General features: G+C 70.0%; 28 protein-coding genes and 1 pseudogene. 19 read left to right on the top strand and 10 right to left on the bottom strand.

What is annotated here, in order from left to right; all coding sequences use genetic code 11:
* The first annotated feature begins 7 nt into the window (after nucleotides 1-7).
* The 8 genes from IH68_RS0104500 to IH68_RS0104465 all read left to right on the top strand — a co-directional run bounded on the left by IH68_RS0104500 (nucleotide 8) and on the right by IH68_RS0104465 (nucleotide 6,859).
* Complete coding sequence (locus tag IH68_RS0104500) at nucleotides 8-247, top strand: ATP synthase subunit C (RefSeq protein WP_030928653.1); 240 nt, start codon at nucleotides 8-10, stop codon at nucleotides 245-247.
* Nucleotides 248-286: 39 nt separating this feature from the next.
* Nucleotides 287-838, top strand: coding sequence for a F0F1 ATP synthase subunit B (locus IH68_RS0104495; RefSeq protein ID WP_030928651.1), 552 nt, complete (start codon nucleotides 287-289; stop codon nucleotides 836-838).
* Nucleotides 835-1,650 (top strand): F0F1 ATP synthase subunit delta, encoded by an 816-nt coding sequence (locus tag IH68_RS0104490; RefSeq protein WP_030928649.1) that lies wholly within the window; start codon nucleotides 835-837, stop codon nucleotides 1,648-1,650. The genes IH68_RS0104495 and IH68_RS0104490 overlap by 4 nt, the downstream gene beginning before the upstream one ends.
* A 138-nt stretch (nucleotides 1,651-1,788) precedes the next feature.
* Nucleotides 1,789-3,384, top strand: a complete 1,596-nt coding sequence (gene atpA / locus IH68_RS0104485; protein WP_030928647.1) for a F0F1 ATP synthase subunit alpha — start codon at nucleotides 1,789-1,791, stop codon at nucleotides 3,382-3,384.
* 21 nt (nucleotides 3,385-3,405) lie between these two features.
* Nucleotides 3,406-4,323 (top strand): F0F1 ATP synthase subunit gamma, encoded by a 918-nt coding sequence (locus IH68_RS0104480; RefSeq protein WP_030928645.1) that lies wholly within the window; start codon nucleotides 3,406-3,408, stop codon nucleotides 4,321-4,323.
* Entirely contained in the window at nucleotides 4,323-5,759 is a 1,437-nt protein-coding gene (atpD, locus tag IH68_RS0104475; RefSeq protein WP_030928643.1) for a F0F1 ATP synthase subunit beta, read from the top strand. The genes IH68_RS0104480 and atpD overlap by 1 nt, the downstream gene beginning before the upstream one ends.
* Before the next feature lie 133 nt (nucleotides 5,760-5,892).
* The gene (locus tag IH68_RS0104470; protein WP_030928641.1) at nucleotides 5,893-6,270 is read left to right on the top strand and encodes a F0F1 ATP synthase subunit epsilon; all 378 of its coding nucleotides are present in this window, start codon (nucleotides 5,893-5,895) and stop codon (nucleotides 6,268-6,270) included.
* A gap of 142 nt (nucleotides 6,271-6,412) precedes the next feature.
* Nucleotides 6,413-6,859, top strand: a complete 447-nt coding sequence (locus IH68_RS0104465; protein ID WP_030928639.1) for a DUF2550 domain-containing protein — start codon at nucleotides 6,413-6,415, stop codon at nucleotides 6,857-6,859.
* An 83-nt stretch (nucleotides 6,860-6,942) separates the two neighbouring features.
* Here IH68_RS0104465 and IH68_RS0104460 read toward each other — a convergent pair whose 3' ends face one another.
* The 3 genes from IH68_RS0104460 to IH68_RS0104450 all read right to left on the bottom strand — a co-directional run bounded on the left by IH68_RS0104460 (nucleotide 6,943) and on the right by IH68_RS0104450 (nucleotide 10,703).
* The gene (locus IH68_RS0104460) at nucleotides 6,943-8,766 is read right to left on the bottom strand and encodes a glycoside hydrolase family 18 chitinase (protein ID WP_030928637.1); all 1,824 of its coding nucleotides are present in this window, start codon (nucleotides 8,764-8,766) and stop codon (nucleotides 6,943-6,945) included.
* A gap of 117 nt (nucleotides 8,767-8,883) precedes the next feature.
* The gene (locus IH68_RS0104455; RefSeq protein ID WP_030928635.1) at nucleotides 8,884-9,534 is read right to left on the bottom strand and encodes a response regulator; all 651 of its coding nucleotides are present in this window, start codon (nucleotides 9,532-9,534) and stop codon (nucleotides 8,884-8,886) included.
* Nucleotides 9,531-10,703, bottom strand: a complete 1,173-nt coding sequence (locus IH68_RS0104450; protein WP_030928633.1) for a sensor histidine kinase — start codon at nucleotides 10,701-10,703, stop codon at nucleotides 9,531-9,533. Before IH68_RS0104450 ends, IH68_RS0104455 begins: the two co-directional genes overlap by 4 nt.
* 151 nt (nucleotides 10,704-10,854) lie before the next feature.
* Here IH68_RS0104450 and IH68_RS0104445 point away from each other — a divergent pair, with 151 nt between their 5' ends.
* From IH68_RS0104445 to IH68_RS0104425, 5 genes are read left to right on the top strand one after another with little or no spacing between them, the layout of a single operon-like run.
* Nucleotides 10,855-11,433 (top strand): hypothetical protein, encoded by a 579-nt coding sequence (locus IH68_RS0104445; protein WP_030928631.1) that lies wholly within the window; start codon nucleotides 10,855-10,857, stop codon nucleotides 11,431-11,433.
* A gap of 12 nt (nucleotides 11,434-11,445) precedes the next feature.
* Nucleotides 11,446-12,141 carry a response regulator transcription factor gene (locus IH68_RS0104440; protein WP_030928629.1) on the top strand — a complete coding sequence of 232 codons (696 nt, stop codon included), beginning with the start codon at nucleotides 11,446-11,448 and terminating at the stop codon, nucleotides 12,139-12,141.
* Entirely contained in the window at nucleotides 12,138-13,601 is a 1,464-nt protein-coding gene (locus IH68_RS0104435) for a sensor histidine kinase (RefSeq protein WP_030928627.1), read from the top strand. The genes IH68_RS0104440 and IH68_RS0104435 overlap by 4 nt, the downstream gene beginning before the upstream one ends.
* Nucleotides 13,602-13,655: 54 nt before the next feature.
* Nucleotides 13,656-14,057: a hypothetical protein gene (locus IH68_RS0104430; RefSeq protein WP_030928625.1), complete on the top strand. Its 402-nt coding sequence runs from the start codon at nucleotides 13,656-13,658 to the stop codon at nucleotides 14,055-14,057.
* Nucleotides 14,057-14,263, top strand: coding sequence for a hypothetical protein (locus IH68_RS0104425; RefSeq protein ID WP_030928622.1), 207 nt, complete (start codon nucleotides 14,057-14,059; stop codon nucleotides 14,261-14,263). The genes IH68_RS0104430 and IH68_RS0104425 overlap by 1 nt, the downstream gene beginning before the upstream one ends.
* Nucleotides 14,264-14,293: 30 nt before the next feature.
* On the opposite strand, the pseudogene IH68_RS55025 reads toward IH68_RS0104425, so the two are convergent.
* From IH68_RS55025 to IH68_RS0104410, 4 genes and pseudogenes are all read right to left on the bottom strand, one after another.
* Nucleotides 14,294-14,359, bottom strand: a pseudogene (locus IH68_RS55025) (cob(I)yrinic acid a c-diamide adenosyltransferase); the annotation flags it as partial.
* A gap of 174 nt (nucleotides 14,360-14,533) precedes the next feature.
* Nucleotides 14,534-15,106, bottom strand: a complete 573-nt coding sequence (locus IH68_RS0104420) for a cob(I)yrinic acid a,c-diamide adenosyltransferase (protein ID WP_030928619.1) — start codon at nucleotides 15,104-15,106, stop codon at nucleotides 14,534-14,536.
* A 13-nt stretch (nucleotides 15,107-15,119) separates the two neighbouring features.
* Nucleotides 15,120-15,869 (bottom strand): ABC transporter permease, encoded by a 750-nt coding sequence (locus IH68_RS0104415; protein WP_030928616.1) that lies wholly within the window; start codon nucleotides 15,867-15,869, stop codon nucleotides 15,120-15,122.
* A 10-nt stretch (nucleotides 15,870-15,879) separates the two neighbouring features.
* Nucleotides 15,880-16,662 carry an ABC transporter ATP-binding protein gene (locus IH68_RS0104410; protein ID WP_030928613.1) on the bottom strand — a complete coding sequence of 261 codons (783 nt, stop codon included), beginning with the start codon at nucleotides 16,660-16,662 and terminating at the stop codon, nucleotides 15,880-15,882.
* Between the two features lie 81 nt (nucleotides 16,663-16,743).
* On the opposite strand from IH68_RS0104410, the gene IH68_RS0104405 reads away from it, so the two are divergent.
* The 4 genes from IH68_RS0104405 to IH68_RS0104390 all read left to right on the top strand — a co-directional run bounded on the left by IH68_RS0104405 (nucleotide 16,744) and on the right by IH68_RS0104390 (nucleotide 21,603).
* A complete protein-coding gene (locus IH68_RS0104405; protein WP_030928610.1) occupies nucleotides 16,744-17,385 on the top strand; it encodes a TetR/AcrR family transcriptional regulator in 642 nt (213 codons plus the stop codon).
* A 138-nt stretch (nucleotides 17,386-17,523) separates the two neighbouring features.
* Nucleotides 17,524-18,372: a 3-hydroxyacyl-CoA dehydrogenase family protein gene (locus IH68_RS0104400; protein WP_030928606.1), complete on the top strand. Its 849-nt coding sequence runs from the start codon at nucleotides 17,524-17,526 to the stop codon at nucleotides 18,370-18,372.
* A 169-nt stretch (nucleotides 18,373-18,541) separates the two neighbouring features.
* Nucleotides 18,542-18,865 carry an STAS domain-containing protein gene (locus IH68_RS0104395; RefSeq protein ID WP_030928603.1) on the top strand — a complete coding sequence of 108 codons (324 nt, stop codon included), beginning with the start codon at nucleotides 18,542-18,544 and terminating at the stop codon, nucleotides 18,863-18,865.
* 206 nt (nucleotides 18,866-19,071) lie between these two features.
* Complete coding sequence (locus IH68_RS0104390; protein WP_030928599.1) at nucleotides 19,072-21,603, top strand: ATP-binding protein; 2,532 nt, start codon at nucleotides 19,072-19,074, stop codon at nucleotides 21,601-21,603.
* Nucleotides 21,604-21,672: 69 nt separating this feature from the next.
* Here the strand turns inward: IH68_RS0104390 and nucS are convergent, their stop codons facing one another.
* Nucleotides 21,673-22,344, bottom strand: coding sequence for an endonuclease NucS (gene nucS / locus IH68_RS0104385; RefSeq protein ID WP_030928596.1), 672 nt, complete (start codon nucleotides 22,342-22,344; stop codon nucleotides 21,673-21,675).
* Between the two features lie 256 nt (nucleotides 22,345-22,600).
* On the opposite strand from nucS, the gene IH68_RS0104380 reads away from it, so the two are divergent.
* Nucleotides 22,601-22,993 (top strand): SCO5389 family protein, encoded by a 393-nt coding sequence (locus IH68_RS0104380; RefSeq protein WP_030928593.1) that lies wholly within the window; start codon nucleotides 22,601-22,603, stop codon nucleotides 22,991-22,993.
* Nucleotides 22,994-23,079: 86 nt separating this feature from the next.
* On the opposite strand, the gene IH68_RS0104375 is transcribed toward IH68_RS0104380, so the two are convergent.
* The gene (locus IH68_RS0104375; protein ID WP_030928590.1) at nucleotides 23,080-24,108 is read right to left on the bottom strand and encodes an LLM class flavin-dependent oxidoreductase; all 1,029 of its coding nucleotides are present in this window, start codon (nucleotides 24,106-24,108) and stop codon (nucleotides 23,080-23,082) included.
* Nucleotides 24,109-24,327: 219 nt separating this feature from the next.
* Between IH68_RS0104375 and IH68_RS0104370 the strand changes: the two genes are divergently transcribed.
* Nucleotides 24,328-24,669 carry a hypothetical protein gene (locus IH68_RS0104370; RefSeq protein WP_030928587.1) on the top strand — a complete coding sequence of 114 codons (342 nt, stop codon included), beginning with the start codon at nucleotides 24,328-24,330 and terminating at the stop codon, nucleotides 24,667-24,669.
* Nucleotides 24,670-24,675: 6 nt separating this feature from the next.
* Here the strand turns inward: IH68_RS0104370 and IH68_RS0104365 are convergent, their stop codons facing one another.
* Nucleotides 24,676-25,551 carry an ABC transporter permease subunit gene (locus tag IH68_RS0104365; protein ID WP_030928582.1) on the bottom strand — a complete coding sequence of 292 codons (876 nt, stop codon included), beginning with the start codon at nucleotides 25,549-25,551 and terminating at the stop codon, nucleotides 24,676-24,678.
* Nucleotides 25,552-25,632 lie beyond the last annotated feature (81 nt).

The raw sequence follows: 25,632 nt of genomic DNA, 5'->3' as shown, positions 1-25,632 counted from the left end.
TAACGGCATGTCCGCGACCCTCGAACTCGCCGCTGGCGTCTCCGGTTCCCTCGGTTCCATCGGTTACGGTCTCGCTGCCATCGGTCCCGGCGTCGGCGTCGGCATCATCTTCGGTAACGGCACCCAGGCTCTTGCCCGTCAGCCCGAGGCTGCCGGTCTGATCCGTGCCAACCAGATCCTCGGCTTCGCCTTCTGTGAGGCGCTCGCCCTCATCGGCATCGTTATGCCGTTCGTGTTCGGTCAGTAATTCACTCCTGACCCACACGTAGCGACGAAAGGCACTGATGTGATCGCCAACCACTTGGTACAGCTCGCGGCCGAGGAGAAGCAGAACCCCCTCGTCCCGGCTGGTCCCGAGCTGCTCGTCGGCGCCATCGCCTTCGCCATCGTGTTCTTCTTCTTCTGGAAGAAGCTGCTCCCGAACATCAACAAGGTTCTGGAGGAGCGCCGCGAGGCGATCGAAGGTGGCATCGAGAAGGCCGAGGCCGCTCAGGTCGAGGCGCAGAGCGTTCTTGAGCAGTACAAGGCCCAGCTCGCCGAGGCCCGGCACGAGGCCGCGCGTCTGCGCCAGGAGGCGCAGGAGCAGGGTGCCACGCTCATCGCCGAGATGCGCGCCGAGGGCCAGCGGCAGCGCGAGGAGATCGTCGCCGCCGGTCACGCGCAGATCGAGGCCGACCGCAAGTCCGCCGCGCAGGCGCTGCGGCAGGACGTCGGTCACCTCGCGACCGAGCTGGCCGGCAAGCTCGTCGGTGAGTCCCTCGAGGACCACGCCCGGCAGAGCCGCGTCATCGACCGCTTCCTCGACGACCTCGAGGAGAAGGCCGAGGCCGCGCGATGAACGGAGCGAGCCGCGAGGCACTGGCCGCCGCACGCGAGCGTCTCGACGCGCTGACGGACTCCACGTCCGCCGACGTGACGAAGCTCGCCGACGAGCTGGCCGCCGTCACCGCGCTGCTCCACCGCGAGGTGTCGCTGCGTCGGGTCCTGACCGACCCGGCGCAGGCCGGTGAGGCGAAGGCCGAGCTGGCCCAGCGCCTGCTCGGCTCCCAGGTCGGCGGGGCGACTGCCGACCTGGTGTCCGGCATGGTGCGCTCCCGCTGGTCGCAGTCCCGTGACCTGGTGGACGCGCTGGAGGAGCTGGCGGACACCGCCGAGCTCACCGCCGCGCAGAAGACCGGCAGGCTCGACGACGTGGAGGACGAGCTGTTCCGCTTCGGGCGGATCGTCTCCTCGAACACCGAGCTGCGTGCCGCGCTGACCGACCGCGCCGCGACCACCGCGGCCAAGATCGAGCTGCTGCACCGGCTGCTCGGCGGCCGGGCCGCTGCGTCGACCGAGCGTCTTGTGACGCGCCTTGTTACCGCGCCGCGGGGACGTAGCCTGGAGTCGGGACTGGAGTCCCTGTCCAAGCTCGCCGCCGAGCGCAGGGACCGGCTGGTCGCCGTCGTCACCTCGGCGGTGCCGCTGAGCGACTCGCAGAAGCAGCGCCTGGGCGCAGCTCTCGCGAAGCTCTACGGCCACAAGATGCACCTCAACATCGACGTGGACCCCGAGGTCCTCGGCGGGATCCGGGTGCAGGTCGGCGACGAGGTCATCAACGGCTCGATCGCGGACCGCATCGAGGACGCCGGCCGCCGCCTGGCGGGCTGAGCAGCAACTTCATAAGCAGAACAGCAGTACAGCAGTACGTACCTACGGCCCGGTTGGGTCGTGCAGAGGATTCCTGGGGGTCGCCCCCAGACCCCCAAGTTGAAACTTCGGGCCCAACAAGGAGAGCAGGGAACCCAGATGGCGGAGCTCACGATCCGGCCGGAGGAGATCCGGGACGCGCTGGAGAACTTCGTCCAGTCGTACAAGCCGGACGCGGCCTCGCGCGAGGAGGTCGGTACGGTCACCCTTGCCGGCGACGGCATCGCGAAGGTCGAGGGCCTGCCCTCGGCCATGGCCAACGAACTGCTGAAGTTCGAGGACGGCACCCTCGGCCTCGCCCTCAACCTCGAGGAGCGCGAGATCGGTGCCATCGTCCTCGGTGAGTTCAGCGGCATCGAGGAGGGTCAGCCGGTGCAGCGCACCGGTGAGGTGCTCTCCGTGGCTGTCGGCGAGGGCTACCTCGGCCGCGTCGTCGACCCGCTCGGCAACCCGATCGACGGCCTCGGCGAGATCGAGACCAGCGGTCGTCGCGCCCTCGAGCTGCAGGCTCCGGGCGTCATGGCCCGTAAGTCGGTGCACGAGCCGATGGAGACCGGCTACAAGGCCGTCGACGCGATGACCCCGATCGGCCGTGGCCAGCGTCAGCTGATCATCGGTGACCGTCAGACCGGCAAGACCGCCCTGGCCGTCGACACGATCATCAACCAGCGCGACAACTGGCGCTCGGGCGACCCGAAGAAGCAGGTCCGCTGCGTCTACGTCGCCATCGGCCAGAAGGGCTCGACGATCGCCTCCGTGCGTGGCGCCCTCGACGAGGCCGGCGCGCTGGAGTACACGACCATCGTCGCCGCCCCGGCGTCCGACCCGGCCGGCTTCAAGTACCTGGCGCCGTACACCGGTTCGGCCATCGGCCAGCAGTGGATGTACGAGGGCAAGCACGTCCTGATCATCTTCGACGACCTGTCGAAGCAGGCCGACGCCTACCGCGCCGTGTCGCTGCTGCTGCGGCGCCCGCCGGGCCGTGAGGCCTACCCGGGTGACGTCTTCTACCTGCACTCCCGTCTGCTGGAGCGCTGCGCGAAGCTCTCCGACGAGATGGGCGCCGGCTCGATGACCGGTCTGCCGATCGTCGAGACCAAGGCCAACGACGTCTCGGCGTTCATCCCGACCAACGTCATCTCCATCACCGACGGCCAGTGCTTCCTGGAGTCGGACCTGTTCAACGCCGGTCAGCGTCCCGCGCTGAACGTCGGTATCTCCGTCTCCCGAGTCGGTGGTTCCGCGCAGCACAAGGCGATGAAGCAGGTCTCCGGTCGTCTCCGCGTGGACCTCGCCCAGTTCCGTGAGCTGGAGGCGTTCGCCGCCTTCGGTTCCGACCTGGACGCCGCGTCGAAGGCGCAGCTGGAGCGCGGTCAGCGCATGGTCGAGCTGCTGAAGCAGGCGCAGTACCAGCCGATGTCGACCGAGGACCAGGTCGTCTCCGTCTGGGCCGGTACCACCGGCAAGATGGACGACGTTCCGGTCGTCGACATCCGCCGCTTCGAGAAGGAGCTGCTCGAGTACCTGCACCGCAAGGAGCAGGGCCTCATGACCTCCATCAAGGAGGGCGGCAAGCTCTCGGACGACACGCTGACCGCCATCGCCGACGCCATCGCGGACTTCAAGAAGCAGTTCGAGACGTCCGACGGCAAGCTGCTCGGCGAGGACGCCCCGGCCGTCAACGTCTCCAAGTGACGTAAGGAAGGGACCTGACTCATGGGAGCCCAGCTCCGGGTCTACAAGCGTCGCATCCGATCCGTCACCGCGACCAAGAAGATCACCAAGGCGATGGAGATGATCGCCGCCTCGCGCGTCGTCAAGGCGCAGCGCAAGGTGGCGGCGTCCACGCCGTACGCGACCGAGCTCACGCGGGCGGTCACGGCGGTCGGTACCGGTTCGAACACCAAGCACCCGCTGACCACCCAGGCCGAGACGGTCACGCGGTCCGCGGTGCTGCTCCTGACGAGCGACCGTGGTCTCGCCGGTGCCTACAACTCCAACGCCATCAAGGCGGCGGAGCAGCTGACCGAGCGCCTGGAGCGCGAGGGCAAGCAGGTCACCACGTACATCGTCGGCCGCCGTGGTCTGGCCCACTACAACTTCCGCGAGCGCAAGGTCGCGGAGTCGTGGACCGGCTTCACCGACGAGCCCACGTACGCGGACGCCAAGAAGGTCGCGGCGCCGCTGATCGAGGCCATCGAGACGGAGACGGCCGAAGGCGGCGTGGACGAACTCCACATCGTCTTCACCGAGTTCGTGTCGATGATGACGCAGACGGCCCTCGACGACCGTCTGCTCCCGCTCAGCCTCGAAGAGGTGGCGAAGGAAGCAGCCCCCAAGGGCGAGATCCTTCCGCTGTACGACTTCGAGCCCTCGGCGGAGGACGTCCTCGACGCCCTGCTGCCGCGCTATGTGGAGAGCCGTATCTACAACGCGCTGCTCCAGTCGGCCGCCTCCAAGCACGCCGCCACGCGCCGCGCGATGAAGTCGGCCACCGACAACGCGGGAGAGCTCATCACCACGCTCTCCCGACTTGCCAACGCGGCCCGCCAGGCCGAAATCACCCAGGAAATCAGCGAGATCGTCGGTGGCTCAGCAGCCCTGGCCGACGCGACCGCGGGGAGTGACAGGTAATGACGACGACAGTTGAGACGGCCGTTGCCACGGGCCGCGTCGCCCGGGTCATCGGCCCGGTCGTCGACGTGGAGTTCCCCGTCGACGCGATGCCGGAGATCTACAACGCTCTGCACGTCGAGGTGGCCGACCCGGCCCAGGACGGTGCGAAGAAGACGCTGACCCTGGAGGTCGCCCAGCACCTGGGTGACGGCCTGGTCCGCACCATCTCGATGCAGCCCACGGACGGTCTGGTCCGCCAGGCCCCGGTCACCGACACCGGCGACGGCATCACCGTCCCGGTCGGCGACTTCACCAAGGGCAAGGTGTTCAACACCCTCGGTGAGGTGCTGAACACCGACGACAAGTATGACGGCGAGCGCTGGTCCATCCACCGCAAGGCCCCGAACTTCGACGAGCTCGAGTCGAAGACCGAGATGTTCGAGACCGGCGTCAAGGTCATCGACCTTCTCACCCCGTACGTCAAGGGTGGAAAGATCGGTCTGTTCGGTGGTGCCGGCGTCGGCAAGACGGTGCTCATCCAGGAGATGATCTACCGCGTCGCCAACAACCACGACGGTGTGTCCGTGTTCGCCGGTGTCGGTGAGCGCACCCGTGAGGGCAACGACCTCATCGAGGAGATGTCGGACTCCGGCGTCATCGACAAGACCGCGCTGGTCTTCGGTCAGATGGACGAGCCCCCGGGCACCCGTCTGCGCGTGGCCCTCGCGGGTCTGACCATGGCGGAGTACTTCCGCGATGTGCAGAAGCAGGACGTGCTGTTCTTCATCGACAACATCTTCCGCTTCACGCAGGCCGGTTCCGAGGTGTCGACCCTGCTCGGCCGTATGCCCTCCGCGGTGGGCTACCAGCCGAACCTGGCCGACGAGATGGGTCTCCTCCAGGAGCGCATCACCTCGACCCGCGGTCACTCGATCACCTCGATGCAGGCGATCTACGTCCCCGCGGACGACCTGACCGACCCGGCCCCGGCCACCACCTTCGCCCACCTCGACGCGACGACGGTTCTGTCCCGTCCGATCTCCGAGAAGGGCATCTACCCGGCCGTGGACCCGCTGGACTCCACGTCCCGCATCCTGGACCCGCGCTACATCGCGCAGGACCACTACGACGCCGCCATGCGCGTCAAGACGATCCTGCAGAAGTACAAGGACCTCCAGGACATCATCGCGATCCTCGGTATCGACGAGCTCGGCGAGGAGGACAAGCTCGTCGTCCACCGTGCCCGTCGCGTGGAGCGCTTCCTGTCCCAGAACACCCACGTCGCCAAGCAGTTCACCGGCGTCGACGGGTCGGACGTCCCGCTGGACGAGTCGATCGCGGCCTTCAACTCGATCTGCGACGGCGAGTACGACCACTTCCCGGAGCAGGCGTTCTTCATGTGCGGTGGCATCGAGGACCTCAAGGCCAACGCCAAGGAGCTGGGCGTCTCCTGAACTCCCTGAGTTCGAAGTGAGCCCTGTGGTTCACACCTGAGGGGGCGGGGTACGTCCCGCCCCCTCTGTCACGCCCACTAGACTTGTAACCAACACCCGGCCGAACCGCCGGGTGGTGACCCGAGGAGCCACCTTGGCTGCTGAGCTGCACGTCGCGCTGGTCGCGGCCGACCGAGAGGTCTGGTCCGGCGAGGCCACCCTGGTCGTCGCGCGCACCACGTCCGGCGACATCGGCGTCATGCCCGGTCACCAGCCGCTGCTCGGTGTGCTGGAGTCGGGCCCGGTGACCATCCGTACGAGTGATGGTGGAACGGTCGTCGCCGCGGTGCACGGCGGTTTCATCTCGTTCGCGGACAACAAGCTGTCGCTGCTGGCCGAGATCGCCGAGCTGTCGGACGAGATCGATGTCCAGCGCGCGGAGCGCGAGCTGGAGCGCGCGAAGGCGGAGGGCGATGCCTCTGCCGAGCGTCGCGCGGACGTACGACTGCGTGCGGCGACGGCGACCAGCTGAAGCCTCACACCGTGTGAAGACGTCACTCAGCCGCGGCCGGCACCGGAGCAATCCGGAGCCGACCGCGGCTGAGGCAGATATAAGGGTTTTTTCCGTTCCGTTACCTATTTTCGGTACCTAGGAGACGAGGAGGTCGGTGTCGATGGTCCTCGCTCTGACTGTGTGCGGAGTCGTGGTCGCCCTAGTGGTGCTGGGGTTGTTCGTCTTCGGCCTGCGCCGCAGACTGATCCAGCGCTCGGGCGGCACGTTCGACTGCAGCCTGCGCTGGGACGTCCCGGAGAAACCCGACACCAGCGGAAAAGGCTGGAGCTACGGAGTCGCCCGCTACAACGGCGACCGCATCGAGTGGTACCGCGTCTTCTCCTACGCCTACCGCCCGCGCCGCATCCTGGAGCGCGCCGCGATCGAGGTCGCCGGCCGCCGCCTCCCCGAGGGCGAGGAGGAGCTGGCGCTGCTCTCCGACGCGGTGATCCTGACCTGTCTGCACCGGGGCACGCGGCTCGAACTCGCGATGAGCGAAGACGCGCTGACCGGTTTCCTCGCGTGGCTGGAGGCAGCCCCGCCCGGACAGCGGGTGAATGTGGCGTAGCCACATTCACCCGCTGGGTGGGGGTCCCCCCGGACGAAGTCTGGGGGAGAGTCAATGTCGCCTAGGTATTGCGGGTAATTCGCTTACGACAGGCCGCTGTTGATGGCGCTCACCAGTTCACCGTTGCTGGTGTCACCGCTGAACTCCCAGAAGAACGCGCCGCCGAGACCCTGGGACTTGGCCCAGTTCATCTTTCCGGCGATGGTCGACGGGGTGTCGTACGACCACCAGTTGCTGCCGCAGTGCGCGTACGCCGTGCCGGCGACGGTGCCGGTGGCCGGGCAGGACGTCTTGAGCACCTTGTAGTCCTCGATGCCCTGCTCGTACGTGCCTGCGGCGGGCCCCGTCGCGGTGCCGCCGGGGGCGTCCTGGGTCACACCCGTCCAGCCGCGCCCATAGAAGCCGATGCCGATCAGCAGCTTGCTCGCGGGGACGCCGATCGCCTTGTACTTGGCCATCGCGTCGGCCGTGGTGAACCCGGCCTTCGGGATGCCGCTGTACGAGGTGAGCGGGGAGTGCGGGGCGGTCGGGCCCTGGGCGTCCCAGGCGCCGAAGAAGTCGTACGTCATCACGTTGTACCAGTTGACGTACTGGGCGGCGCCCGCGTAGTCGGCGGCCTCGATCTTGCCGCCGGACGAGCCGTCCGCGGTGACCGCGGCCGTGACCAGCGCACTGGAGCCGAACTTCGCACGCAGCGCCGACATCACGTTCTTGAAGGCCGCCGCGCCGCTGGTGTCGCAGGACAGGCCGCAGGCGTTCGGGTACTCCCAGTCGATGTCGATGCCGTCGAACACGTCCGCCCAGCGCGGGTCCTTGACCAGGTTGTAGCAGGAGTTCGCGAAGGCGGTCGGGTTGGCCGCCGCCTGCCCGAAGCCTCCGGACCAGGTCCAGCCGCCGAAGGACCACAGGACCTTGATGTTCGGGTACTTGGCCTTCAGCTCGCGCAGCTGGTTGAAGTTGCCGCGCAGCGGCTGGTCCCAGGTGTCGGCGACCCCGCTGACGGACTGGTCGGCCGTGAAGGCCTTGTCGTAGTCGGCGTAGGAGTCACCGATCGCGCACTGGCCGTTCGTCACGTTGCCGAAGGCGTAGTTGATGTGCGTGATCTTGGAGGCCGAGCCGGACGTCACCAGGTTCTTGACGTTGTAGTTGCGGCCGTAGATGCCCCACTCGGTGAAGTAGCCGAGCTTGACCGTGGAGCCGGAGGTCGGGGGAGTGGTCGTGCCGCCCGTGGTGTGCACGGCGACCGAGCCGCTCGCCGGGCCGGTCTGGTCGGCGGTGTCACGGGCCCGGACGGTGTACGAGTAGTCGGTGCCGGCGGTCAGGCCGGTGTCCGTGTACGACGTGGTGGTGACCGTCGAGACGACCTTGCCGTCGCGCAGGACGTCGTAGTTCTTGATGCCCTTGTCGTCGGTGGCCGCCGACCAGGACAGCTTCACCGAGGTGTCGGTGACGGAGGAGGCGGTGGGGGTGCCCGGTGCGGAGGGTGCCGCGTCGCCGGGGACCGTCGTGCCGTCGCAACTGTCGCCGTTGAGCTTGCAGTTGCTCGGTGATCCCGATCCGGCGCCGTTGAAGCCGAAGGAGACGGAGGCGCCCGGGGCTATGGAGCCGTTGTAGGACTTGTTCTTGGCGGTCCAGTGGGTGCCGGAGGACGTGACGTCCGCGTCCCAGGCCGAGGTGACGGACGTACCCGAGGGGAAGTCCCACTCGACCGTCCAGGAACTGATGGCCGTGGTGCCGGTGTTCTTCACCGTCCACTTGCCCTCGAAGCCGGTGCCCCAGTCCTGGGTCTTGGCGTAGGTCGCCGTCGCGGTGGTCGCGGCCTGGGCGGGGCTTGCGAGGCCGACCAGACCGGCCAGCGGCAGCAATAGGGTCGCGAAGCCTGCCGCGGCTCTGTGTCTGAAGCGCATGCTGCGCCTCCTAGGGGAGTTGGGGGGCATGACTGAGCCTTCACGCCCACAGTGCCGCGAGAATAGAAAGGTCTGGACCATCGGTCAATAGGTCTGGACCACTCTGGGGCAAGCGTGCTAGATCCCCAATTCCTGGGCCAGTACGGCCGCTTGGACCCGGCTGCGCAGCTCCAGCTTCCCGAGGAGGCGGCTGACGTGCGTCTTCACCGTCGCCTCCGCCATGTCGAGGCGGGCTGCGACGGCGGCGTTGGACAGGCCCTCGCCGAGGCAGGACAGCACCTCGCGTTCGCGGCGGGTGAGGCTGTCGAGCACGGCGGGGTCGGCCGTCGGTTCGCGTGCGGACGTGATGGCGAACTCGGCGATCAGACGGCGGGTGACGGCCGGGGCGATCAGGCCCTCCCCGCGCGCCACGGTCCGTACCGCCTCCAACAGGTCCTTCGCCTCGGTGTTCTTGAGCAGGAAGCCCGCGGCGCCCGCGCGCAGCGCCCCGAAGACGTACTCGTCGAGGTCGAAGGTGGTGAGAACGAGGACGTCGGCGAGCCCCTCCCCGACGACCTGCCGGGTCGCCGACACCCCGTCCAGCCGGGGCATCTGTACGTCCATCAGCACGAGATCGGGCCTCAACTCCCGTGCCAGCGCCACGGCCTGTTCCCCATCAGCAGCCTCCCCGACCACCTCGATGTCTGCTGCGCTGCCCAGGATGAGGACGAGACCGGCGCGGACGGCGGACTGGTCCTCGGCGACGAGGACCCGGACGGCGGGGCTCATGCGGAATCTCCTTCGGTCAGGGGAAGCGTGGCGTGTACGGTCCACAGCGCGTCGTCGGGTCCGGCCTCGAACGTGCCGCCCAGCAGGGCCGCCCGCTCCCGCATACCGGTCAGGCCCGCGCCGGAGCCAGGGGCGCGCGGGCCGTCCCGGTGGCCGTACGGGCTGGTCACGCGCACGCGGAGGACGCCGTCCCGTTGGGCGAGGGCAACGGTGACCTTCCCCGGGCAGGCGTGCTTGAGGGCGTTGGTCAGGGACTCCTGGACGATGCGGTAGGCGGCGAGTTCGACCGGCGCGGGGACCGTGCCGTGCTCGGCGTCGAGGCGGACGTCGAGGCCGTTGGCGCGGGCGCCGTCGACGAGGGCGGTGAGGCCGTCGAGGGTGGGGGTGGCAGCGGGCGCGTGGTCGTTGCCCCTGTCGCGCAGGATGCCGATGAGCCGGCGCATCTCGGCGAGCCCTTCGACGCTGTTCTCCCGGATGACGGAGAGGGCCTCTTTGGAGGTCTTCGGATCGTCGAGGGACAGCGCGGCCGTGGAGTGGATGGCGATGGCGGACAGGTGGTTGGCCACCATGTCGTGCAACTCCCTTGCCACCCTTGAGCGTTCGGCGGTGACCGCCTGCGAACGGTCGAGCTCGGCGAGCAGCGCGGTCTGTTCGGCACGCAGCCGGGCGGCCTCGGCGGCGTCGCGGTGGTTGCGCACGATCCAGCCGGTGGCGGCGGGCCCGTACGCCACGACACCGACGACCACGCCGATCAACAGTGCCTGCGGCACCCGCCACACCGCAAACGGCACCAGTGTGCCGGCCACCGTGAGCAGCCCGGTGATCCACTGGATACGGCGGGCCGAGGCGAGCGGGCCGTACAGCACGGCCGCGTAGACGATGTCGGTGAACATCAGGATCGTGGCCAGGCTGCCCTGGGTCACGAGGTCCGCGCAGATCGCGGGCGTGCCGATCAGCAGGGCTGCGCGGGGGGCCGTCCGACGCAGCAGCTCGCAGCCGGCCATCACGACGAGCGGCACCAGGATCGGCCAGGGGCCGTCGAAGAGCGTGATCGGATCCTTGGCGGGCCGTGTGGCCAGGCCGATGCCCGCCAGCAGCAGGCCGCCGAGCAGCCCGCCGATGGCGATGTACACGTCGAAGCGGTGCGGGCGGGGCAGTCGTACGGCCATGTCCCCATCCAACACGGGGCGGGTGCTCACCGCGTGATCCCCGCGAACGGTCCTGGACTGCATCTTTCGATGTACCGCGAGTTCGTCACCGCCGACGACGAAAGCGCCCGGACCCGCCGGGAGCCTGGAAGGACGAGGGAAGGGGTGTGTCGTGGTCGTCGGGCTGATCATCGCGTGCGAGGTCGGGTTCTGGGTGCTGCTGGCGGCTGGGCTGGCCGTCCGCTACCTGCTGAAACGGCGTCGCACGAGCGTGGCGCTGCTGCTGTGCGAGCCGCTGCTGGAGCTGGTCCTGTTCGTGGTGACGGCGGTGGACCTGAAGAACGGTGCCGAACCGAGCTGGGAACACGGTCTGGCCGCCCTCTACATCGGCTACACGGTTGCCTACGGCCACTACACGATCACCTGGCTCGACGGCCACGCGGCCCACCGCCTGGCCGGCGGCCCCCGCCCGCCGAAGCCGCCCCGCTACGGTCTGGCCCGCGCCCGCCACGAGGGCGGCCTGTGGCTACGCACTCTCCTCGCGGCGGTCGTCGCCTGCGCCCTGCTCCAGGCGGCGATCTGGTACGTCGGCGACGGCGACACCTCGTCGCTGCGTGCCTTCCAGGAGACGGCGCTGCGGACCCTGGGCGTCCATGGGGTGATCGCGCTGACGTATCTGATCCGGCCCAAGAAGGCCCCGGCAGACGCTGCCGCGCCCTCGGAGGAGAGCCGTACCCTGACCGGACGGTGAGGGGAGGGGTGGATGAGAGAGACGGGCAGCCCCGGCGCGGTGCTGGTCGTGGACGACGACCCGGCCATCCGGCGTTCTCTGGAGCGGGGGCTGCGGCTGAGCGGCTTCCGGGTGCGGACGGCGGACGGCGGTCGTGAGGCGCTCGCGGCGATCGACGAGACGCCACCGGACGTCCTCGTCCTCGATGTGTCGATGCCCGGCATGAGCGGCATCGAGGTCTGCGAGCGGCTCCGCGACGACGGCCAGGACCTCCCCGTGCTCATGCTGTCGGCGCTCGACGAGACCGCCGACCGTATCGCCGGGCTCCAGGCGGGCGGCGACGACTACCTGGTCAAGCCGTTCGCGCTGCAGGAACTCGTGCTGCGGCTGCGCGCGTTGCTGCGCCGCCGCCCGCCCACGGGGGAGGCGCTGCGGGTCGCGGGCCTGGTGATCGACCCGGCAGCCCGCACCGTCGAACGCGACGGCAGACCGCTGGAGCTGACCCGGCGCGAGTTCGAACTGCTTGAGGTGCTCGCCCGCAACGCCGGACTCGTCCTCACCCGCGACCAGCTCCTGGAACGGGTGTGGGGCTACGACTTCGACGTGCGGACGGACGCCGTCGACACCTTCGTCAGCTATCTGCGGCGCAAGCTGGAGGCGGACGGACGGCCAAGGCTCGTACACACCGTGCGCGGGGTGGGGTTCGTGCTGCGGGACGAGTCGTCGTGAGGCTCTCCACCCGTATCGGGCTCGCCGTCGGGGTCACCGTGCCGCTCCTCGTGCTCGCCTCCGGCTGGCTGCTGCTCCAGCTGGTCAACCGCGATCTGCACAGCGCCGAGGACAGTCATCTGCGGGCGCGCGCCACAGCGGTGGTCCCGGACGCCCGCGCCCTCTTGAGGGCCAGTGCCAACGGACGGCCCAAGGCGGCCGACAACAAGGAGCGGCTCCTCTACAGCGCGGCCCTCGACGTCGGCGTACGCGTCATGGGACCGGACGCCACCTTCAGCGGGGGGCCGCAGCCGGACGCCTCGGTGCCGCTGCCGGCGCGCACGAACAGGCCGGTCACCGTCCGGGACGGCGGCGCGAGCTGGCGCGCGCTGTCCGTGCCGATCACCACGGCCCGCGGTGCCGGGACCCTGTGGGTCTTCTCGCCCAACGCCGCCGACCAGGCCCAACTGCGGCTCGTACGGCGCCGGGTGGCCATCACCTCACTCCTGGCGGCACCCCTGTCCGGCCTGCTGGCCTGGGGCATCGCCACCGGTGCCACCGGCCCGCTGCGGCGCCTCGGCCGCCGTACCGCCGGACTCGACCCGCGCACCAGCACCGCCCGGCCGCCCGACGAGCCGACCGGAGTGACCGAGGTCGACGAACTGGCCGCCACCCTGCGCACGGTCCTCGCCCGCTACGACGAACAGGCCGCCCGCACCGCCGAGGCACTGGACACCGCCCGCTCCTTCTCCGCGGCCGCCTCCCACGAACTGCGCACCCCGCTGATGAGCATGGGCACCAACCTCGACATCCTCGCCGACCACCCCGACCTGCCGGAGCCGGACCGCTCGGAGGTCCTGGCCGACCTGCGCAGCGAACACGCCCGTCTGCTGAACCTGCTGGTGATGCTGCGCGAACTGGGCCGCGGCGACCTCGTCGAGGCGGAGGCCTTCCGGACGGTGGACGTGACGGAGACCGCGGACGCCGCGGTGGCCGAGGCCCGGCGCCGTGCCCCCGACGCCCGCATCACGCTGGAGGCGGCGCCCGGACCGACGGTCCACGGCTGGGAACCCGGCATCCGCCTGCTCCTCGACAACCTGCTGGCCAATGCGCTGGCCCACGGCCGGGACGAGGACGGGCCGGCGAGTGTGGCGGTGGGGGTGCGGGGCGTCGGCGAGCAGGTCGTGATCAGCGTGGACGACCGCGGACCTGGGGTGCCGACCGGGGAACGGGGCCGGATCTTCGAGCGGTTCACCCGCGGACCGGGCAGTTCGGGCTCCGGTCTCGGCCTGACGCTGGTCGCCCAGCAGACGGCGCTCCACCAGGGCACCGTCACGGTCACGGACGGCCCGGGCGGTGTCGGCACCCGCTTCGAGGTGCGGCTGCCGAGAGCGGTCGGCACCCTGCCCGCCCACCGGGACTGGCTGATCGGCACAGCCGGGACAAACCGGTCACAGAGTTTCCCCAAAGACCCTTCCTAGCCTCCACGGCAGGCGGACGGACAAAGGGGGCCGTCCGCGGAACGGAGGCTGAAGATGTACGTACGACGCAGGCGGCGAACCCTCGTCATGGGGCTGGCCACGGCGGCACTCCTCGCGACCGGAACCGGCCTCGCGGCGGCCGACAGCACACCCGCTCCGGCGGCGACGCCGACCGGCGACGGGGCGCAGGCCCTGTGCAAGCGGGCACCGAAGATCGACCACCGCATCGACCGCGCCCTGAAGCGGCTGAACGCCGGGGCCGACAAGCGCGGTTCGATCGCCCGGCTGCAGCGGCGAGTGGACAACGCGAAGGCGGCGGGCCACACCGAGATCGCCACCTATCTCCAGGACCGGCTGACCTTCCGCAAGTCCCTGGTGACGACGCTGCAGCAGCGGCAGAAGGACCTGAACGAGGTCCGGAGCTGGTGCCAGAACAACAACCAGGGCGCGAGCTGATGCGCCTGAAGGTCGCGGCAGTCGCGGTGGCCCTCCTCGCGGGGCTCACCGCGGGCTGCGCGCCGCACGGCGGTACGGCGGACAAGGCGCCCGCCACACCCGCCACCCGCTCCGGCTACCCGGAGATGCAGAAGAAGGTGGCCGCCGCCGAGTCCGCGGTGGCCCGGGCGGACCAGGACGCGACCCAGGACGACACGGACCGCTGAGAAGAGGGGGAGGGCGGGGAGTGCTGTGCCTCAGCGCTCCCCGCCGGGCACCCACAGGACGTCGCCGATGTCCTTGTTGGCCGTGCGCGCCAGGATGCTGCATTTTTCGGGGGGCGACCCCCGGGGCCCCCGGTCGGGGCGGCGGGTTGGTCAGCGTTCGCCGCCTGGCACCCACAGCACGTCGCCGATGTCCTTGTTGGCCGTCCGCGCCAGGATGCTGCATTTTCCGGGGGGCGACCCCCGGGGCCCCCGGTCGGGGCGGCGGGTTGGTCAGCGTTCGCCGCCGGGCACCCACAGGACGTCGCCGATGTCCTTGTTGGCCGTCCGCGCCAGGATGAACAGCAGGTCGGAGAGCCGGTTGAGGTAGGTCGCGGTCAGCGGGTTCATCACCTCACCGTGCACCTCCAGCGCCGCCCACGTCGACCGCTCCGCCCGCCGTACGACCGTGCAGGCCTGGTGCAGCAGGGCCGCCCCCGGCGTGCCGCCCGGCAGGATGAAGGAGCGCAGCTTCTCCAGCCGCTCGTTGAAGCGGTCGCAGTCCGCCTCCAGCTTGTCGACGTAGAACTGTTCGACACGGAGGGGCGGGAATTCGGGGTTCTCGACGACCGGCGTGGACAGGTCCGCACCGACGTCGAACAGGTCGTTCTGGACGCGGGTGAGGACCTTGACGATCTCCTCCTCCAGCCCGCCCAGCGCGATCGCGGTGCCGATCACCGCGTTCGCCTCGTTGGCGTCCGCGTACGCGGAGATCCGCAGATCGGTCTTGGCGACCCGGCTCATGTCGCCGAGGGCGGTCGTGCCCCGGTCGCCGGTCCTGGTGTAGATGCGCGTCAGATTGACCATGTGACCAGCGTAGTTACGCTCCGGCCGTCCGGAACACGCGTGTGCCCACTGTCACGGCCAGAGCTGCGAAGGCGAGGGCCACCAGCACCCCGTACAGCATGTGATCCGTCGCGTACGACCCGACGTATCCGTCCCGCACCGCGTCCACCAGATAGCGGAACGGCATGAAGTGCGAGAGCACGTCCAGCCAGCCCGGGGCCAGGGACATGGGCAGCATCAGCCCGGACAGCAGCATCGACGGCATGGTCATGGCGTTGATCAGCGGCCCGAACTCCTGCGGGGTGTGGACCTTCATCGCCAGCGCGTACGACAGCGAGCCGAGCGAGACGGTGAGCAGGGCGACGAACCCGAAGCCGATCAGGACCCCGGCGAGCGGCGCCCGCAGGCCCATCGCCACGGCGGCGACCACCAGCAGCACCGCCTGGAAGACGAACACCGTGGCGTCGCGCAGCACACGGCCGAGCAGGAGTGCGAGACGGCTGACGGGTGTCACCCGCATTCGCTCGACCACCCCCTGCCCCTTCTCGATGATGATCGAGAATCCCGCGAACGACGCCCCGAACAGCCCGAGTTGAAGCAGCAGCCCCGGCACCAGCAGCTGCCAGGAGCTGCCCCGCCCGCCGAGCGGCAGGCCCGTCAGCAGCGGTCCGAAGAAGAGGAGATAGAGGAGCGGCATCAGCACGCCGAAGAGCAGCGCGAAGCGGGAGCGGAGGGACTGGCGGAGGTAGCGGCCGTAGATCAGGGCCGTGTCCTGGAGCAGCATCTGAGGGTTCCTATACGGCTACGGGGGCGGCGTCGGCCGGAGCGGGGCCCCGGCCGGTGATGGCGAGGAACGTGTCCTGGAGGCTCGCGTCGATCGAGCCGCCGTACCGGAGCTTGAGCGCGGTGGGCGTGCCCTCCGCCACGACCACTCCCTTGTCGACGATCACCAGGCGGTCGGAGAGGGCGTCGGCCTCGTCCAGGTAATGGGTGGTCAGGAAGACCGTGGTGCCGTGCTCGTCGCGCAGGCGGCGGATCAGGTCCCAGAGGTCGGCGCGGCTGCCGGGGTCCAGCCCGGTCGTCGGCTCGTCGAGGAACAGGACCTTCGGGCGGTGGGTGAGGGCCATCGCGATGTCGAGACGGCGCCGCTGACCTCCGGAGAGCGCGGAGGTCTTGCGGTCGAGGAGGCCGGTGAGGCCCAGGTCGTGAGCCAACTCCTCCGTGCGCGCGATCGCCTGCGGCTTTGTCAGGTGGTAGAGGCGGCCCTGGGTGACCAGTTCCTCCCGGACGCTGATCTGCCCGTCGACCCCGCCCGACTGGGCGACGTAGCCGCAGGACTTCCGTACGCCCGCGGGGTCGGTGGCGAGATCGTGGCCGGCGACGGTGGCCGCGCCTCCGGTCGGGGCGAGCAGCGTCGTGAGCATGCGCAGGGTGGTGGTCTTGCCGGCGCCGTTCGGTCCGAGGAAGCCGAGGATCTCGCCCTCGCGGACGGTGAGGTCGATGCCGCGGACGGCCTCCACGGGGCCGCGTTTGGTCTGGAAGGTGCGGGCCAGTCCGGCCGCGCTGATTACTGCCATGTCTCCCAGAAAAACAGAGACTCACCAATTTTGCAATGACTCCAAGTTTTCAGCGGACCCAGCGAAAGCTAGGATTCGGACATGGCAGAGGGGCTCAGGGAGCGGAAGAAGCGGCAGACCCGGCAGTACATCTCGGACGTCGCCACGGGCCTGTTCGTCGAGCGCGGGTTTGATTCGGTGACCGTCGCGGAGATCGCCGAGGCCGCCGACGTCTCCGTCAACACCGTCTACAACTACTTCCCGGCGAAGGAGGACCTCTTCTTCGACCGCTCCGCCGGCCTCGTGGACCGGATGGGCCGATGGGTCCGGGCGCGCAGCAAAGGGGAGTCCGCCGCAGCCGCCGTTCTGCGGGAGCTGCGCGAGGAGGTCGAGGCGGTCTCGCCGAGGGTCGGACTGATTCCGGGGTACGCCGCCTTCATGCGCGTCATCGAGAACGCGCCCGGGCTGCGCTCCCGGCTCTGGGCGATCGGGCAGGAAGTTCAGGCCAATCTCGAACAGGCCCTGCGCGAGGACACGGGCGCGGCCGACGACGACCCGATGCCGCATCTGATCGCGGGTCAGCTCGGCTGGGTGCACAGCTGTGTGATGGGCGTCATCGGCCGCGAGATGGTCAAGGGGCGCAATCCGCGCGAAGTGTCACGAGAGGTACTGGTCCTCCTCGACGACATCGAGGAGCTGTTGGGCGAGAAGGTGCTCAACTACGCCGTCCGAGGCACGGAATGACCTGCCCCGGTGTGATGTCCGTCAGATGAGACGTGACGCGCATTACTTACCGGTCACACAGCACCTCACGAGCGCTAAGGTCCGCCGAAGAGGCATACATAAACGGTGTGTAAGGCGTTTCAAAGGGGAGTCGTAAACGTGGCACGGAAGCTTGCCGTCATCGGCGCCGGCTTGATGGGTTCCGGCATCGCCCAGGTCTCCGCGCAGGCGGGCTGGGACGTCGTTCTGCGTGACGTCACCGACGAAGCCCTCAAGCGTGGCACCGACGGCATCAAGGCCTCGTACGACAAGTTCGTGAGCAAGGGCAAGCTGGAGGCGCACGACGCCGACGCCGCCCTCGGCCGCATCACCGCGACCACCGACCTGGACGCCGCCGCCGACGCGGACGTCGTCGTCGAGGCCGTCTTCGAGAAGCTGGAAGTGAAGCACGAGATCTTCCGGGCGCTCGACAAGATCGTCCGCCCGGACACCGTGCTCGCCTCCAACACCTCCGCGATCCCGATCACCAAGATCGCGGCGGCCACCGAGCACCCGGAGCGGGTCGTCGGCGTCCACTTCTTCTCGCCGGTGCCGATGATGCAGCTCGTCGAACTCGTCCGCGGATACAAGACGAGCGACGAAGCCCTCGCCACCGCGCGGGAGTTCGCCGAGTCCGTCGGCAAGACCTGCATCGTCGTCAACCGGGACGTCGCCGGCTTCGTGACGACCCGTCTGATCTCGGCGCTCGTCGTCGAGGCGACCAAGCTCTACGAGTCGGGCGTGGCGAGCGCCGAGGACATCGACCTCGCCTGCAAGCTGGGCTTCGGACACGCGATGGGTCCGCTGGCCACGGCGGACCTGACGGGCGTCGACATCCTGCTGCACGCCACCAGCAACATCTACACCGAGTCGCAGGACGAGAAGTTCGCACCGCCGGAGCTGATGCGCCGGATGGTTGACGCCGGTGACATCGGGCGCAAGAGCGGGCAGGGCTTCTACACGTACTGACACATCAGTACGTACAGCCACTGAAACCGCACAGGCCCCGCGGGTATCACCCGCGGGGGTGAATTCGGTATCGGTTCGCTTACAGACGGCAACCTCTTCGCCGCTGAAGCAGTCAGACGTTGCACAGCCACCGTCACGGAGTACGTCACCGCACTCTCGGGGAGCGCATATGTACATCAGGGGCGACCACGCCGAGCTGGTCGTCGGGGGCCGCCTCGACGTCCGCAGCGCGGCGGACGCCCGTACGGTCCTGCACTCGGCCGTCGACGACGGAGTCGGCGACCTGGTGCTGGACCTGTCCGAACTGGACTCCTGGGACGCCACCGGACTCGGGGTGATCATGGGCGTCCACCGGCGGGCCGGCCGCTGCGGCCGGCGCCTGGTGCTGCGCGACGTTCCGCCGCAGATGCAGCGACTGCTGGTGGCCACCCGGCTGCACCGGATCCTGGCGATCGAGGGCGGCATCGGGGTGGAGTCACTGCCCCGCGTGTGACCCATCAGTGTGATCCTCACGAGACTGTGACGTCTCGCACGGCGCGGTACTCCGGACTGTCGTAGATACTGAGCGAAGGTTTAGGGTTCGGTCGCCCGCTGCCTGACATCCCTGCAAGCGGGTCCGGACCAGAAGCGACAGCGCGGTGTGCAGCAAGGCCGGGAGGGGCTCGAGGCACACACGACGCTTTTGGGGGGCTTGAACCTATGGACCCGAACAGCCGGGGACCCGAGGAGTACGGCCGTGACGGCGACGGCAGCACGCCGCGCCAGCGCCCGCCCAGGGACCCCCTCACACCCGACTTCGGCCAGCACTCGCCCGCGCTCGCGCGCACGGTACAGCTCGTCACGGGCGACTACCTGCTCACCGTCAATCCCGTCGACGGCAGCGAGATAGAGGCCTGCCCGCCCGGCGAGCGCCCGGGGCGGCCCGAGAAGTTCACGGTGGCCGAGCGTGCCGAGGTGAACCGCGCGGCCAAGCCGCCCCTTCCGCCGGGCCCGGCCCAGCCCTCGCTGCATCTCCTGGAACGCCAGGACGAGCGCGAGCGCCTGGTCCGGCTGCTGGCCCGCGGTCGTTCCGTGCGTCTCACCGGCCCCGCGGGCTCCGGCCGCACCGCCCTCCTCGACCTCGTCGCCGAGGACTGCGCGGACCTCGCCCCCGACGGTGTCGTCCGCCTCAGCGGCTTCCACCGCACGGCGAGCGACCTGCTGTACGACCTCTTCTACGCCGTCTACAACGCGCCCCTGCACCGCCCGGAACAGGACGAACTGCTCGAACTGGTCCGGGAGATCGGTGCGGTCGTCGTTCTTGACGACGTCGAGTTCGGCGGCGCCGGGCTCGACGAACTGCTGGACGCGACGCCCGAGTGCGCCTTCGTGATCGGCGCGACGCCCGAGGTGCCCGCGCCCTCCGCCGACTCCAGCCTCGAAGAGGTCTTTCTCGGCGGGCTCGACCGCGCCGGCGGCGTGGAGCTCATCGAGCGCGCCGTCGGCCGGGTGCTGACGGAGGAGGAGGCCAACTGGGCCGGCGACCTCTGGTTCGAGTCCGAGGGCCTGCCTCTGCGCTTCGTCCAGGCCGGCGCCCTGCTGCGCCAGCGCGACCAGCGGCGCGCCGGGACCGGCGCCGTCGAGGCGTTCGGCGTCTTCGAGGACGCGATCCCCGTGGACGCGCCCTTCGACGTTTCTCTCGACGCCGAGGACGGCGACGACGTACCCCTGCCGTCGCTCGGCGAGGCCGCCGCGCCCGCGCCGCTGCTGGCCTCCCGGCTCAGCACCTCGGCGCGCGCCACACTGCGGTTCGCCGTCGCGCTCGGCGGCGAGGTGCCGCACCAGGCGCATCTGCCCGCGCTGGTCGGCGACACCCACGCGGACGCCGCCCTCGGCGAACTGGTCTCCTGCGGACTGGTCTCCGCCGTCGGCTCCCGCTACCGGCTCGCCGCCGGGGTCCTCACCCAGCTCGAGGCCGCCGGATACGGCGACGACATCGAGGCGCAGGCCCTGACCGCCGCCCAGCACTACGCCTGGTGGGCGGGGCACCCCTCGGTCACCCCGGAGCGGGTGTGCGCCGAGGCGGACGCCCTGCTCGCCGCGCTCGGCATCCTGGTGCCGGGCACGACCGCCCCGGCCGAGGGCGAGGAGAGCGTCACCGTCCAGCTGGCCCGCACGGCGGCGCCCGCGTTCGCGGCCGGCCTGCACTGGAGCGCCTGGGAGCGGGCGCTGCGGTCCGGTGCCGAGGCCTCCCGGCTCGCCGGTGAGGTGTCGGAACAAGCCTACTTCCACCATGAGTTGGGCATCCTCGCGCTCTGCGGCGGACAGCTCGACCGGGCCCGCGCCGAGCTGGAGTCCTCCATCGGGCTGCGCGGCGCGCTCGCCGACAAGCGCGGTACGGTCGCGGGCCGCCGCGCCCTCGCCCTGGTCTCCGACCGCTCCGGCACCACACCGGGCCTCGGCTCGACGGCGGGCGAGGAGGTCCCGGACGCGCGCTACGAGGAGTCCCAGTCGCCGCCCGGCGGCGTGCCGGCCGCGTTCCCGGCGAGCCCGCCGCCCTCGTCCGGCGACACCTCGACCATCGTCGTCAACCGGGCCGTGTCCGGCTCGCCGCCCAAGACCCACCGGGGCGGCATCCGCGGCCTCGCCCGGCGCAACCTCGTCGCGGCCGGTGCGGGCGCACTGCTCGCCGCCGTGCTCGGCACGGTCGTGACGCTCGGCGCCACGTCGAACAACGACGCCAACAACCCGTCCGACAACGTCGGCGTCAACCCGTCCGCGAGCCAGGGCGCCGACGACGGCAGCCTGGGCGCGGACACACCGAAGAAAGACTCGGGCAACGGCGACACGGGCACCGCGACCAGCCGTCCGACGGACCCGGGCCCCGACGGTACGTACGGCACCTCGGACGATCCGACGCCGCCGTCGAGCTCGGGGCAGCCGTCCGCTTCGCCGAGCGGTACGAAGGGGTCGGGGGGCGGTTCGTCCAGCTCGCCCACCAAACCGCCGTCGTCGCCCACGTCGAAGCCGTCGACGTCGCCCACCAAGCCGAGTACGTCGCCCACGGCGCCGTCGACTCCGCCCACTGGGAGCCCGACGCCGACGACCTCACCGACACCGACGCAGTCCCCGACCACGTCCACCTCGGCCAGCGGCCCGGCGTCCAGCGCCCCCGCGAGCTCCAGCGCCCCGGCGTCGACGAGCAGTTCGGCGACTGCGCCGGAGAGCGGCAGCTCCAGCCCGGTCATGTGAGGCCCCGTACACACAGGAGGGCCGGGTCCGTCTCGACGGACCCGGCCCTCCTGCGCGTGGCAACGGAGCTCAGAACAACCGCAACTTGTCGTCCTCGATGCCCCTGAGAGCGTTGTAGTCCAGCACCGCGCACCCGATCCCGCGGTCCGTCGCGAGGACCCGGGCCTGCGGCTTGATCTCCTGGGCCGCGAAGATGCCGCGGACCGGGGCGAGATGGGGATCGCGGTTCAGCAGCTCGAGGTAGCGGGTGAGCTGTTCCACGCCGTCGATCTCGCCGCGCCGCTTGATCTCGACCGCGACGGTCTGCCCCTCGGCGTCCCGGCACAGGATGTCGACCGGGCCGATGGCCGTCATGTACTCGCGGCGGATGAGCGTGTAGCCGTCGCCGAGCGTTTCGATGCGGTCGGCGAGCAGCTCCTGAAGGTGTGCTTCCACGCCGTCCTTGATCAGGCCGGGATCCACGCCCAGTTCGTGCGAGGAGTCGTGGAGGATCTCCTCCATCGTGATGATGAGCTTCTCGCCCGCCTTGTTGATGACGGTCCAGACGCCCTCGTCGTCGCCCGCGCCTTCCTTCAGGGTGCAGGGCGGGGACATCCAGTTCAGCGGCTTGTAGGCGCGGTCGTCCGCGTGGATGGAGACGCTGCCGTCGGCCTTCACCAGGATCAGGCGGGGTGCCGAAGGGAGATGGGCGGTGAGCCGGCCCGCGTAGTCCACGGAGCATCGGGCAATGACGAGACGCATGGTCGGCAACGCTACTCGACGGGCCGGGGTGGACGCGATTCGCCCCGGAAGACCGAAAGCAACCCATGTTCATTTGTGGCTGATTGTGTGCCCAAAGAGGGCTCTCCATGTACGCATTTTCCTGGTGCCGTCACCGTCCGTTGCTTACCGTAGTAAACGGGAGGTCGCGAGACGAGTACTCAGCGTGTTCGGTATCGCGAACTCCCTTATCTGTCCGGCAACCCCTGTCGACCACGGGGGTGCGAGAGGAGAACCCATGTCGCTCGACGTCTCACCGGCCCTACTCGAGAAGGCCGAGCGAGGCGAGGTCGACGAAGCGGAATTCGTCGACTGCGTCCGGACCTCCCTGCCTTACGCATGGGAGATGATCAGCTCCCTGGTGGCCCAGCTGAAGGTCGACGGCGGCAACTTCGCCGACAACCAGACGCCCCCGCCGGACGAGCAGGCACGCGGACAGCTGCTGCGTGCGCTCGCGAGTGACGCGATACGCGGCGCGCTGCAAAGGCACTTCGGTGTCCGGCTGGCCTTCCAGAACTGCCACCGGGTGGCGGTGTTCCCGTTGGACGCCTCGGTCGACGAGACGCTGGCCCGCTTCACCTCGGTCCGCAGTCAGGTACTCAACCAGTCCCCGGAGTTCCGGGACTGCTGAGGAGCAAGCCGCTTGCTTGCCGCTCCGTACGCGGGAGGTGCATTCAGTACTGGGGCGGCAAGCTCCGCGCAGCCGGGCAGGTCCGTTCAACCGAGGTGCGGGAGCACCTCGGCGCCCAACCGCCGTACGTTCTCCTCGGTGGCCGCCAGGTCTCCCGAGCCCTCCACGAGCAGGGCGAAGCGGGAGATGCCGGTCCGCTCGCTGGTCGCGGCGAGCCGGTCGGCGCACAGGCGCGGGGTGCCCACCGGGTGCAGTCCGCAGAGCAGTTCGGTGTAGGCCAGCGGGTCGCGCATCTGCCGGGTCCGGCCGTCCACCGTGACATGGGCCTCCAGTCCCTGCTTCAGCCAGCCCGGCATCGCTTTCGTCAGCGCCTCCACGGCGTCCGTACGCCGGTCGGCGATCTGGCAGACGCCGGCCGAGACATGGGCCGCGCCCAGGACCGTCTCCGCGGAGTGTCCGGCGGCGCGCGCGAGCTGCCGCCACAGGGAGACCATCTCGGCCTTCTCCTCGTCACCCACATGCATGCCCAGCAGCATCGGCAGTCCGCGCTCGGCGGCCTGCCGCACACTCGACGGCGAGGTACACGCGACGACGACCTCGGGGCCCGGTACCTCCGACAGGGACTCCGACGGCCTTGGTACGACGGGCACTTCACGGAAACCGAAGTGCTCCCCCGTGGCCCCGACCGACGGCTCGCGCAGCCAGCGCAGCAGCAGATCGAGTGATTCGGGGAACCCCTCCTCGTACGCCTTGATGCCGGAGCCGAACACCTCCAGGTCGACCCACGGTCCGCCGCGCCCCACGCCCAGCGAGAAGCGCCCGCCGGAGGTGATGTGCAGCAGGGCGGCCTGCTCGCCGACCGCCACCGGGTGGGCGGTGGGCAGTACGGTGACCGCCGTGCCCACCCGGAGCCTGCGGGTCCGGCCGAGGAGTAACGCCGCCAGGGTGATCGCCGACGGGCAGGTCCCGTACGGCACGAAGTGGTGCTCGGCCAGCCAGACCGAGTCGAGACCCGCTTCCTCGGCGACCTCGGCCGAGCGGACCGCGCGGTGCAGCGCCTCCCCCTGGCCCTGCCCCGGGAACTGGGCCGCCAACACGAAACTTCCTACGCGCATTGCTTTTCCTGCTTCCTTGGCTCCGACGCGGAGCTCCCCCATCCGCATAACCGTCTGACACGTGCCGAGGACACGGCCTGGCGAAGAGATTTGCGGATTGTCTGCAGAATGGGTGGTCGCGGCGGGGCGGGGGGCGGCCGGTGCTCTACGCCTACCCCCGTCCGCGCCCCGTAGGCTGGACACGGCCCGTGCTCCCTGTATAGCCCCGTGAGGTGTCCCTTGTCCCCGCGTCGCAACCGACCCAAGGGTGCCGACCCGTCGGGCTCGTCCGGCCGGAGCGCCGAGGACGACCGGTCCGGCCGTTACGGCGGCTGGCAGTCCACCGAGAGCTGGCAGGGGGAGGAGTGGAGTGTGCGGCACGTGGCGGGCGCGAGCGCGCAGGGCAAGACGTACCGCTGCCCCGGCTGCGACCAGATGATCCCCTCCGGTGTCCCGCACGTGGTGGCCTGGCCCGAGCACTCGGGCGTCGAAGAGCGCCGCCACTGGCACAAGGCGTGCTGGAACGCGAAGGACCGCCGCACCACGCGGGTGCAGCGGTCCCGTAACGCGCCGAAGTTCTGAAGCCGGTTACACGTCGCGCTTCTGCAGCAGCGCGACCGCGCCGGCGAACGCGACAGCCGTCACGCCGAGGGCGATCCACACCGGGTCCCAGCCGGTCGGGCCGGTGTCGCTCAGGGTGTTGGTGTAGAAGGCGCTGAGCTGGTTCGGGATCGAGTAGTCGAACAGGGCCTGGCGCACCTTCTCCAGGGCCGACGAGAACATGAACAGCGCGATCACCAGCGGCGCGAGCACCAGGGCGATCATGATGGTGATGGCGCCCGCCGAGTGCCGGATGATCGAGCCGACGACGAGCGAGAGCAGCCCGAGCAGCGCGATGTAGAGCGAGATGCCGAACGTGCCCCTCAGCCACTCGCCGGCGGACGGGTCCTCCGCACCCTTCAGCATGGCGACGTCCGCGACGGCGACGAGGAGCACCGAGGCGAAGGTGACGGTGAACGCCACCGCGAAGAACACGATCGCCTTCGCCGTCAGCACGCGCGCGCGTGACGGGCACGCGGTCATCGTGGTCCGGATCATGCCGGTGCCGTACTCCGAGGCGGTGGTCAGCACGCCGAGCGTGATGATGCACATGCTGCCGAGGAGCAGCCCGAACACGCCGAAGGACAACGGGTTCTGGCCCTTCAGGCTTTCCTCGCCCTGGTTGGCGGCGACCAGCACGGCGACCAGCAGCCCGATGCCGACTACCAGCAGCAGGAACACGCCGAGCGTCCACATCGTGGAGCGCACCGATCTGATCTTCGTCCACTCCGAGGAGATCGCGTGCCCGAGGTGGGTGCGCACGACGGGGATCGGCGAGGTGTAGGTGGGATACGGCGAACCGGGCGCCGCCGCCTGCCAGTCGGGTGCGGCGGCCTGCGGCATCGGGGGCTGCGGGGTGCTCATCGGGCGTCCTCGGGCTTGGTCAGGTCGGCGGGGGCGGCGGGGGCGGCGGGGGCGGGGGGCCGGGGCGCCGGGGGCGGCGGC

Origin of the sequence: Streptomyces sp. NRRL S-646 (assembly GCF_000720765.1) — a bacterium.
In the GTDB taxonomy this organism is placed as follows: domain Bacteria; phylum Actinomycetota; class Actinomycetes; order Streptomycetales; family Streptomycetaceae; genus Streptomyces.
This window is presented reverse-complemented; position numbering and strand designations above follow the sequence as displayed.